The sequence below is a fragment of the Lentzea sp. NPDC051838 genome, assembly GCF_040681245.1.
Classification (GTDB): Bacteria; Actinomycetota; Actinomycetes; order Mycobacteriales; family Pseudonocardiaceae; genus Lentzea.
In genome coordinates this window covers 88,303-98,163 of the sequence record NZ_JBFAYI010000006.1, presented here as the reverse complement: position 1 = coordinate 98,163, position 9,861 = coordinate 88,303, and the positions used below count along the sequence as shown (strand labels likewise).

General features: G+C 68.7%; 8 protein-coding genes. 4 read left to right on the top strand and 4 right to left on the bottom strand.

Translation table 11 applies throughout. The annotated features are described in order from the left end of the window. Window positions 1-17: 17 nt before the first annotated feature. Window positions 18-590, bottom strand: coding sequence for a TetR family transcriptional regulator (locus AB0M24_RS16525; RefSeq protein ID WP_363767400.1), 573 nt, complete (start codon window positions 588-590; stop codon window positions 18-20). 87 nt (window positions 591-677) lie between these two features. On the opposite strand from AB0M24_RS16525, the gene AB0M24_RS16520 reads away from it, so the two are divergent. Then, complete coding sequence (locus AB0M24_RS16520; RefSeq protein WP_363767397.1) at window positions 678-1,874, top strand: MFS transporter; 1,197 nt, start codon at window positions 678-680, stop codon at window positions 1,872-1,874. On the opposite strand, the gene AB0M24_RS16515 is transcribed toward AB0M24_RS16520, so the two are convergent. Next, entirely contained in the window at window positions 1,875-3,053 is a 1,179-nt protein-coding gene (locus AB0M24_RS16515) for a hypothetical protein (protein WP_363767394.1), read from the bottom strand. It abuts the gene before it with no gap. 170 nt (window positions 3,054-3,223) lie between these two features. Here AB0M24_RS16515 and AB0M24_RS16510 point away from each other — a divergent pair, with 170 nt between their 5' ends. Then, window positions 3,224-4,735, top strand: a complete 1,512-nt coding sequence (locus AB0M24_RS16510) for a LuxR C-terminal-related transcriptional regulator (protein WP_363767391.1) — start codon at window positions 3,224-3,226, stop codon at window positions 4,733-4,735. Between the two features lie 78 nt (window positions 4,736-4,813). Continuing rightward, a complete protein-coding gene (locus AB0M24_RS16505; RefSeq protein WP_363767388.1) occupies window positions 4,814-5,881 on the top strand; it encodes a methyltransferase domain-containing protein in 1,068 nt (355 codons plus the stop codon). A gap of 237 nt (window positions 5,882-6,118) precedes the next feature. Here AB0M24_RS16505 and pdxY read toward each other — a convergent pair whose 3' ends face one another. Continuing rightward, entirely contained in the window at window positions 6,119-6,970 is an 852-nt protein-coding gene (gene pdxY, locus AB0M24_RS16500) for a pyridoxal kinase PdxY (RefSeq protein ID WP_363767385.1), read from the bottom strand. Between the two features lie 292 nt (window positions 6,971-7,262). On the opposite strand from pdxY, the gene AB0M24_RS16495 reads away from it, so the two are divergent. After that, window positions 7,263-8,006 (top strand): class I SAM-dependent methyltransferase, encoded by a 744-nt coding sequence (locus AB0M24_RS16495; protein WP_363767382.1) that lies wholly within the window; start codon window positions 7,263-7,265, stop codon window positions 8,004-8,006. A 376-nt stretch (window positions 8,007-8,382) separates the two neighbouring features. Here the strand turns inward: AB0M24_RS16495 and AB0M24_RS16490 are convergent, their stop codons facing one another. Further along, complete coding sequence (locus tag AB0M24_RS16490; protein WP_363767379.1) at window positions 8,383-9,765, bottom strand: lysine 2,3-aminomutase; 1,383 nt, start codon at window positions 9,763-9,765, stop codon at window positions 8,383-8,385. Between the last annotated feature and the right edge of the window lie 96 nt (window positions 9,766-9,861).

The following is a 9,861-nucleotide window of genomic DNA, read 5'->3' as shown; positions in this document are numbered from 1 at the left end:
CGAGGGCTGGGCGATGCTCAGCCCTCGTTCTGCAGCATCCTGCGGGCCAGGTCGATCACCTGCGCCCGCACCTCGGACCGGTCGTCGGCGTCGGGGAGGACGGTCCTGGTGAGCTGAGGCACGGCGGCGGGCCACGCGGCGAGGCCGATGAGGAAGAGCATGGTCACCGCGGCACGGGTGCCGGACTCCGTGCCCATGGTCTTGGCCAGGTTCTCGACCTTCTCGGCGTAGTGCCGGGTCCTGACCTCCTCGTCGGGCAGCGGCCTGTCGCTGTAGTGCAGCGCTTCCCACAACATCAGGCGCAGGACCTGCGGGTTGTCCTGGTGGTAGTCGTAGAGCCGTTCGACGTACGCGATCAGGTCACCACCGGGCAGACCAACCGCTTCGGTGTGTTGCGCGAGCGCCGACGTGACCACCGCCTCGAACAGTTTTTCCTTGTTGCCGAAATTGCTGTAGAGGCGTTCTTTGTTGACGCCCGCCATTGCGGCGATGCGTTCGACCCGAGCGCCCGCGATGCCGTGCTCCGCGAACTCCTCACGGGCCGCTGCCAGCAGTTTCTGGCGGGTGGTCAGCTGGAATCTCGTACTCACGCGACATATCGTAGCTAGTTTCTCCGGGGTGTGTGAGGCGGTCTGTCGCATTTGACAACCAACAAGTTGGTTGGGCACCCTGGCGAGGTGACTGCTGCGGCTGCCGAAACCCGTCAGGACCAGACTTGGGCGCCCTTCGCTCCCACCGTGTGGCTGCTCGCGCCGCTGGGGATCGTGGTGGTCGGCCAGATGTACACGGTGATCGCGATGCTGCCGTCGATGGCGGTCTCGTACGGCACCACCGCCGGCTCACTGGCCTGGCTCGCCTCCGCGTTCGGCATCGCCTACGCGGCGGGCTTCCTGGTCGCGGGCCCGGCGACGGACTCCTACGGCCCACGCACGGTCATCACCGCGGGCCTGATCGCGACGGCAGTGGCGACAGCGCTGGTGCCCTGGGCTCCCAACCTCCTGGTCACAGGCGTGCTCAGGGTCCTGCAGGGCGCGACGGCCGCGTGCTTCGTCCCCGCCGCCTTCGCCTACGTGACCGACAGGATCGAGCCGTCACGTCGTGCCGTGGCGCTGACGTGGATCACCGGCGGCTCCATCGCGGCCACCGTCCTGATGCAGCTCACCGCGCAGGTCATCAGTTCCGCGCTGAGCTGGCGGGCGGTCTTCCTGCTGAGCGCGGCGGCGATGCTCGCGTGCGTGCCGGTGGTGCGCGCCGTACTGCGCCCCTCGACCTCCGCGGGCTCCCCGAACCCGCGTGCCGCGTTCGTCGCGATGGCGGGCCTGCTCGCCCGGCCGCGACTGCTCGTGGGCTACGTCCTCGCGATGGTGCTGATGAGCAGCTTCGTCGGCATCTACACGATCGTCACGCTCGCCGGCCCCGCCACGGTCGCCGGTGACCCCACCGCACTGCTGATCCTGCGGGCCAGCGCGTTGCCCGCGGTGGTCGCCGTGCCGCTGCTCACCCCGAAGCTGGTGCGACTGTCCCAGCCGGCGCGCGTCATCGGCGGCGGTGTGCTGGCACTCGTGACAGTGCTGGCGGCGGCGCTGTGGAGCACGAACGTCGTGGCGCTGGGCGTGTTCCTGCTGTTCTTCGTGGCCGCGGTGGCCGCCACGTCGCCGGCGCTGATCGAGTTCATCGCGGGCCAGGCCGGCCAGGCCAAGGGGGCTGCCGTCGCGCTGTACGCGTTCCTGCTGTTCGTCGGCGCGAGCCTCGGCCCGGTGCTGGTCGGGGCGGTAGCCGGGTGGGGCTTCACCGGGGTGCTCTTCCTGTTCGCGGGCCTGATCGCGGCGGCGACCGCCGCGATCACAACCGCGTTCGCCACCCACCGCGCCTGACTACTCCGACGCCGCGATTCTGGCAGCGAGCACCACATCGGCACCCTCGTCGATTTGTCGCGGCTGCCATTCGGCAGACCAGACGTCCATCAGCTGGCTGTCAATTCGCACCGTCGCTTCGCTGCCGACTTTCCATCCAGAGAAGTTCAAGAAGGGCCTGGCGTTCCCGGAAGTGAGTTCGTGCTCGGCACAGTGGATCAGCGCTTTCCCGCTCCGCACCTCGGCGTCGCACAGCACGAGACTGTCGGTGTGTGCGTCAGGACTGATGTAGATGTCCACCGTTCCGTCGATTTCGGGGTAGCACATCTCCCATTTCGCACCCGGATCTCCGTGCAGGGAGATCCGGAGTTCCCCGGTCGGGCGGATCGCGGCTCGGTCGAGCGAGACGCCACATTCGCGCGCCTCGATCCGGTACATCTCCAGGCTTCCTTCGAGCACGAGCTTGTCGAGGAGAATGCCGAGGTACTCGAATCGGCAGTTGATGATCCGGCAGTGCCCGGTCAGGGTCGCGCCGGTGAGGTGGACGCGCTTCTCGAACGTGAGCCCGACCCAGTCCAGGTCGTGGATCACTGCCCCGGACAGGTCGAACTCGCACGCCGACCAGCTGGGCACGGCGTCTTCTCCTGGCCAATGGTGCTGCCGGGTGTGCGCCGCGATGAGCCTGGTGACGGTAGCCCTGACCTCGCGCTCGGCACGTTCCTCGGCATCTCTTTCCGTCAGCGCCGACGGCGGCATCCGCAGGTAGCCGCAGAGAACGTCGACGCACATCTGCCGTTGCTGGGGCCAGTCGTCGGCCAGGTGCGCCATCGCGACCACCCCGGCCATGCGCACCACCGCTTTCTCGTGGCCGAGCTGGCTGGCGGCGTCCTGGTAGCGCTTGGCGAGCGAGTCGGCCTCGGACCGAGTCGCGTTTCCCGTGGAGACGCGGTCGTTCAACTCCACCGCCGCCTCGGCCGCGCTCGCCGCCCGCTGGGAAGCAGCCGCGGAGAGGTGTGCGGCCTGGGCGGCTTCCCGGCCCGACTTCCGCTGGAGGACCGCGGCAACGCCGGCCACGATCGCCGCGATGACGGCCGCCACGAGGGTGGCAACAGGTACCCAGGGCGATGCGGCCGGCACACCCGGCGTGGTACCCGGCGAGGTGGACGGTTGTACGGCCAGGAGCCACGGCAAGACATCCATGAGGCCTTTATCCGCCCTGCGGCAGCTGCGTTACCTGCGATCGCATGTCCGAGCGGCCGCCTCCGGAAGTTTGTCCGCGCTACATGCGTCATGGGTTGGCGACAGATGCTCTGAGCTGGATAAACGAGCATAATCTTCGGACTGGGGTCACCGATGGAGACGGGACGGAGATGGCGAAGCGGGCTCATCTCAGCGCGGACGATCTGGCCGCGCTGAGCGATGCCGCGTGGTGGGTGGGCCGAATTCAGGAGTCGCTGGCCACCTGCGAGTCGGCGTACCGCGCCTACCAGCGCGCGGGCGAGCCGCGGCGGGCCGCGAAGACCGCGATGGATCTGGCCTTCCTGTTGTTCCTGCGGGCTGAGGACGTGCTGGCCGCGGCGTGGTTGGGACGGGCGAAGCGATTGCTCGACGGCGACACGGACTGCGTCGAGCACGCCTACCTGCGCTACTTCCTCGAGGTGGAGTGCGGCAGCGACGCGGAGGTGATGCTGGCCGCTGCCAGGGAGATCCGGCCACTCGGCGTGCGGTTTGCCGATCCGGCGCTGGTCGCCGTCACAACTGCCAGCGAGGGCCGTGTGCTGATCGGCCGGGGCCGGGTGGCGGAGGGCCTGGCTTTGCTGGATGAGGCGATGGCCGCGGTAGTGGCCGGCGAGCTGCCGGAGGAGTGGGCAGGGAACATCTACTGCAACGTCATCGCGATCTGCCACGAGCTGGTGGACCTGCGGCGCATGCGGACCTGGACCGACGGGCTGGAGTTGTGGTGCTCGCGGCAGGCCGCGGCCGTGCTGTTCACCGGGATTTGCCGGGTTCATCGCGCGCAGCTGCTGCAGATCCGCGGTGAGTGGGCCCGTTCGGAGGCGCTGGCCGCGCAGGCCGGTGCCGACGTGCGGGAGCTGTCGGTCTCCAGCGCCGCCGAGGCCCACTACGTTGTCGGCGAGGCCCGTCGGTTGCGCGGCGACCTGGCCGGTGCCGAGCGAGCCTTCGTGCAGGCCCACGAGCTCGGCCGCGATCCGCAGCCCGGCATGGCGCTGCTGCGGCTGGCGGAGGGCCGCACGGACATCGCGCTGCACGCGGTTCGGGTCGCGCTGGCCGCGGTCGACGACCCGCTGCCCCGCGCCCCGCTGTGTTTCGCTGCCGTCGAGGTGGCTTTGGCGGCGCGGGCTGGGGACATCGCGCGGGACGCCGCCGACGAGCTGCTGGCCACAGCCGACCGGTACGGCAGCGCGGGCCTGCGGGCTTTGGCCGGACATGCCCACGGTGCAGTGCTGCTCAGCGAGGTCAGGCCCGCGGAGGCCTTGGCCGTGCTCCGCCGTGCGTGCGCGGACTGGCTGGCGCTCGACGCACCGTACGACGCGGCCCAGGTCCGGTTGCTGCTCGCGCGGGCCTACGCCGCCGTCGGCGACCTCGACGCCAGCGAGCGTGAGCGCGCGGCCGCGACCTCGGCACTGCGGCGTCTCGACCCGGCCGGATCCCGCGCCTTGCCGGACGGTCTGACCGTGCGGGAGGTCGAGGTGCTGGCATTGGTGGCGAAGGGCCGGACGAACCGGCAGGTGGCCGCCGCCTTGGTGCTCAGCGAGAAGACAGTTGCCCGGCACCTGTCCAACATCTACACCAAGCTCGGGCTGTCCTCGCGCACCGCCGCCGCGACCTACGCCCACCAGCACGGCCTCACCGATGGGTAGAACTGCCCACGGCGGCCAGTAGCCGGATGCACCGTTTCTCCGATCCGGGCGGGCGAGCCCCGGTCGTAGCGTCGGGCCATGACGACATCACTGATCGACGAGGCCGCGGTCGAAGGTTTCGCGGCACGGATCTTCAGCATCTACACCGACTCGATGCTCACCCTCATGATCGACGTCGGGTCCCGGACCGGTCTGTTCGACGCGGCGGCCGCAGGCCCGGCGACCAGTGCCGAACTGGCCGAACGCGCCGGGCTGCAGGAGCGCTACGTGCGCGAGTGGCTCGGCGCCATGTCCACCGGCGACATCCTGCGCTACGACCCCGCAACCCGCACCTACACCCTGCCACCGGAGCACGCGGCCTGCCTGGCCGGCGACGGGTCGGCCAACATCGCGCCGCTGAGCCTGGTCACCGGGCACCTGGCCACCCACCTCGACGGCGTCATCCGGGCGTTCCACACGGGCGGCGGCGTGCCGTACGAGGCGTTCCGGCCCCGCTTCACCGAGGTCATGGACACACTCAGCCGCGGGTTCTTCGACGGGGCACTGCTCGACGGCGTGCTGCCGCTCACCGGCGACCTGCCCCAGCAGCTGGCCCGCGGCATCCGGGTCGCCGACATCGGTTGCGGCACCGGCCACGCGGTCAACCTGCTCGCCGCCGCGTACCCGTCATCGGAGTTCGTCGGCTACGACATCGCGGCAGACGCGATCGCCCAGGCCCAGGCCGAGGCCACGGGCCTGACGAACGCCCGGTTCGAGGTGCACGACGTGATCGACATCCCCGCCGAGCCGCCGCTGGACGCGATCTTCGCCTTCGACGCGATCCACGACCAAGCCGACCCTGTCGGCGTGCTGCGCAGCATCTACCAGGCGCTCAGACCTGGAGGCACGTTCGTGATGTTCGACATCAAGGCGTCCAGCCACGTGGAACGCAACCTCGGCAACCCGCTCGCGCCCTACCTGTACTCCATCAGCACGTTGCACTGCATGACCGTGTCGCTGGCACTGGGCGGCGCAGGCCTGGGCACCTGCTGGGGCGAGGAGCTCGCCCGCCAGATGCTCATCGACACCGGGTTCGAGGTACTCGCCGTCACCGACGTGCCAGACGATCCGCTGGACGTCCTCTACCTGGCTCGCAAGCCCCGCTGAGCAGACTGCCGCGCGGTCACGTCAGGCCGACACAGCCAGTTCGTGCTGTACCGCGGTGCTCTTGAGCGTCAAGCGCACCACCGACAAGGAGGTCGGCCGCTTGCTCGAGCACCGCTCGCGCCTGAGTCTTCGCCGAGCTCCCGCTGATCATCGCGAACACCGCCGCGATGATCAGCGGCGAACCAAGTCGCGACGTCACCGACTTCCACACTCAACTCTTTCGCGCGCGACTCAGGTTCAGCGCACCTGCTCGGCCTTGAACTGCATCCGCGGCGTCGCGTAGAACTCCTGGGCCTGCACCAGCCGCAGCTCGCGCTCGCCGGAGCGGTAGGTGAGGTCGATCAGGTCGAAGACGCTCGACGCGGTGCGTTCGAGAGCCAGCGGCGCGTCCTTCGTCTGCACGTAGTGGGCGGTGAACAGCGCGGCTGTGACGTCGCCGGACCCGTTCGCCTTGAACGGCAGCTGCGGGGTGCTCACGAGCCACGACCCGGCGGTGTCCACGACGAGCATCTCGATCGTGCCCTCCTCCCGGTCGGGCCTCTCGACGCTCGTGACCAGCACGGTCGACGGCCCCATCGCGCGGGCGAGGTCGGCCGACGCCAGCGTCTCCTCGACGCTCGCGGGCTCGGTGCCGGTGAGGAAGCCCAGCTCGAACTGGTTCGGGGTGATGATGTCGGCCACCGGCACGACTCGGTCGCGCAGCAGCACGGGGATCTCGGGCGCGACGAAGCAGCCGGACTTGGCGTTGCCCATCACCGGATCGCACGCGTAGAGCGCCGCCGGGTTCGCGGCCTTCACCCTGCGCACCGCGTCGATGATCACGTCGGCGATGCCCGTGCCGCCCTGGTAGCCGGACAGCACGGCGTCGATCTGCGGGAACACTCCCCGTTCCTCCACCCCGAGCAGGATCTCGGCCACGTCCGACGGCGGCAGGAGCGGGCCACGCCATGCGCCGTACCCGGTGTGGTTGGAGAAGTTCACCGTGGGGATCGGGACCACCTCGACCCCGAGACGCTGCAGCGGGAACACGGCCGCGGAGTTGCCGACGTGACCATGGGCGACGACCGACTGAATGGACAGAACCCTCATCCGCCCACCCTAGAACGGACGTTTGACCACCGCCGCGGCGCTGGACCTGGTCGAGGCGGCGTCGCAGGCGAGATCTCGGTCTCGGTGCGAACGTGACCGCTCCAGTCAGGCATGACACTGGTACCGACCCGCAGCAGGCGCCATGTCCCTGTGCTTCGACGAGCGCATAGGGGCTGTCGCGACCTGGAATCGCCGTTCACCTGGGCTGATGGGAGCGCGCTGCCCAAGCGGGCGATTGGCGAGGGAGATGATCTCCTGGCACCCTGATTGATCACTGGGCAGTATGGGAAACATGCCTGCCATTCCCGAGAGCTCCGCCGTCATCGCCGCTCCAGCCGTGGAGAACGACTACGACGGCTTCGCCGAGGCGTACACGGCCGAGAACGAGACCAGCCTCCTCAACGCCTACTACGTCCGGCCCGCGATCGTGGACCTGGCCGGCGACGTGGCCGGTCGACGAATTCTCGACGCCGGCTGCGGTGCTGGTCCTGTGTCCGCGGCGCTACGTGATCGGGGAGCCGTCGTGAGCGGCTTCGACCGCAGCGCCAAGATGGTGGAGCTGGCCCGGCAGCGGCTCGGCGACGACGTGGACCTGCGGGTCGCCGACATAACGGGCCCGCTGCCGTACCCCGACGGCGCGTTCGACGACACCGTCGCCGCTTTGGTGCTGCACTACCTGGAGGACTGGACCGCACCTCTGGCTGAGCTGCGGCGGGTGCTGAAGCCCGGTGGCCGGCTGATCGTGGTCGTCAACCACCCCATCCTCCTCAAGATGGTGCATCGCGAGACGGACTACTTCGCGACCACCAAGTGGTCCGAGGAGTACGACTTCAACGGCCAGAAGGCCGTGCTCACCTACTGGCACCGGCCGCTGCACGCGATGACCGATGCCTTCACCGCGGCAGGCTTCCGCACCGCCGTCATCAGCGAGCCGCCTCCGGCGCCGGAAGCCCACGAACTCTTTCCCGACGAGATGGCGAGGTTCCCCTCCGGGGCCTTCCTGAGCTTCATGTTCTTCGTCCTGGAAGCCGCTTAACTACGGCGTGGCACATGGGTGGCCGCAAGGTCGCGGCATGCTTGCTCTGACCTTGAGGCTGCGTACAGGCGGGGCGGTGTTCACTGGAGCACGGCTGAAGAATGCCGACCTGCATGGCAGACGCGACGAACAGCGACGACAACGGCGGAACGTGCATTGGTCACCTCGTGCCGTGAGCGGGTCGAGCTGAATCACGAGGTCGCGCAAGGAGCCCACATGCCTGGGTAGCTCATCGCCGGCTTGCTGAAGGCGAGATGACTCTTCGCGGTGGCGTTGCGTGGTCTGCTGCCGCGAACGTCGACATAGCGCTACAGGCAAAACATGTCGATGGGGCCGCCCCCGGAAGTTGACCCGGAAACGGCCCCATCGCGACCTGTCAGGCCTGGTCCGACCACCACTTCTGGCCGGCCTCGCCCAAAGTCGAGATCGGGTCGTAGTACGGGTACCGGCGGTCCAACGCCTCGGGGTCTTCGAGCTCGATCCCGGTGCGGTAGTTCTTGGTCCAGTAGGAAATTCCGAGCTCGCGGTCATACCCCTCGAGCTGGTGCACCCACCGCTTACCGACGTACGGCACGTCGCACACAATGCGCGGCGTCGCGTACCCAGGCAGGTAGCCCATGATCGCGTGCTGCAGCTCCTGTGCCTCCCACACCGACACCCTCCAGTGCTCGGCGTTGGGGATCATGTCGCACATGTAGAAGTAGTAGGGGAGGATGTTCGCTTCCCCTTGCAGCGCAAAGCAAAGGTCCAGCAGGTCGTCCGGCGTCGCGTTGACGCCCTTCATCAGCACGCCCTGGTTGCGCACGTCCCGAACGCCGACCTCCAACGCCGTCCGCGCGGCCTCGGCGACGAGAGGTGTCACCGACTGCGCGTGGTTGACGTGTGTGTGGATGGCGAGGTTCACGCCGCGGCGGGAGGCTGTGCGGGCCACTCGCTCCAGGCCCTCGACCACGCGGGGCTGGAGCCAGTGCTGGGGGAGACCGGCCAGGGCCTTGGTGGCCAGGCGGATGTCGCGGACCGTTTCGATGTCCAGCAGGCGCATCAGGAACGACTCGAGCTGCGGCCACGGGACGTTGGCCACGTCGCCGCCTGAGACGACGACGTCGCGGACGCCTGGGGTCTTCTTCAGGTACTCGATCATCTGGTCTTGGCGGTCGACGGGCTTCAAAGACAGCTTGTGCTTGTCGATCAAGGGCGTCGAGTTGCCTACCAGGTCCATGCGGGTGCAGTGGCCGCAGTACTGGGGGCAGGTCGAGACCATTTCGGCCAGGACCTTGGTGGGGTAGCGGTGGGTCAGGCCTTCGACGACCCACATCTCGGCCTCGTGCAGCGAGTCGCGCTGGGAGTGCGGGTGGGACGGCCAGCGCACGTCGCGGTCGGACTTCACCGGGAGCATGTAGCGGCGGACCGGGTCGGCCAGGAAGGCGTCGGTGAAGTCGGCCGGGGCCGCGTCTACCGCCATGGTGTTGAGCATCTGCGGCGGGATCAGCATCGACATGGTCGCGAAACCGTCCATGTCCGCGGCCAGGTCGTCGTAGAACTTCTCGCTCAGCAGGTCGCCGGTGACCTTGCGGAGCTGCTTGACGTTCTTCACGCAGTTCACGCGCTGCCACTGGGCGTCGCGCCACTGGGCGTCGGTCACGTGGGACCAGCCCGGGAAGCGCCGCCAGTCGGGTTCGACCAGCTCACGGCGCACGTACGTGTACGGCTGGCGGTCCAGCCGTTCCAACGCCGTGGGGGCGTCGTGCAGCGCAGTCATCCGTACTCCTCAGCGTCGAGGTCGCGTAAAGATATCCTGTCATATCGCTAGCGCGCCGTAAATATTTCAGCTCAAGTGCTGGTCGAGGGCGGGCCG

Excerpts from the sequence above, each read along its gene's own strand:
- AB0M24_RS16505 (WP_363767388.1), top strand. The coding sequence starts at position 4,814 with ATGACGACATCACTGATCGACGAGGCCGCGGTCGAAGGTTTCGCGGCA.
- AB0M24_RS16495 (WP_363767382.1), top strand. The coding sequence starts at position 7,263 with ATGCCTGCCATTCCCGAGAGCTCCGCCGTCATCGCCGCTCCAGCCGTG.
- AB0M24_RS16510 (WP_363767391.1), top strand. The coding sequence starts at position 3,224 with ATGGCGAAGCGGGCTCATCTCAGCGCGGACGATCTGGCCGCGCTGAGC.
- AB0M24_RS16515 (WP_363767394.1), bottom strand. The coding sequence starts at position 3,053 with ATGGATGTCTTGCCGTGGCTCCTGGCCGTACAACCGTCCACCTCGCCG.
- AB0M24_RS16490 (WP_363767379.1), bottom strand. The coding sequence starts at position 9,765 with ATGACTGCGCTGCACGACGCCCCCACGGCGTTGGAACGGCTGGACCGC.
- pdxY (WP_363767385.1), bottom strand. The coding sequence starts at position 6,970 with ATGAGGGTTCTGTCCATTCAGTCGGTCGTCGCCCATGGTCACGTCGGC.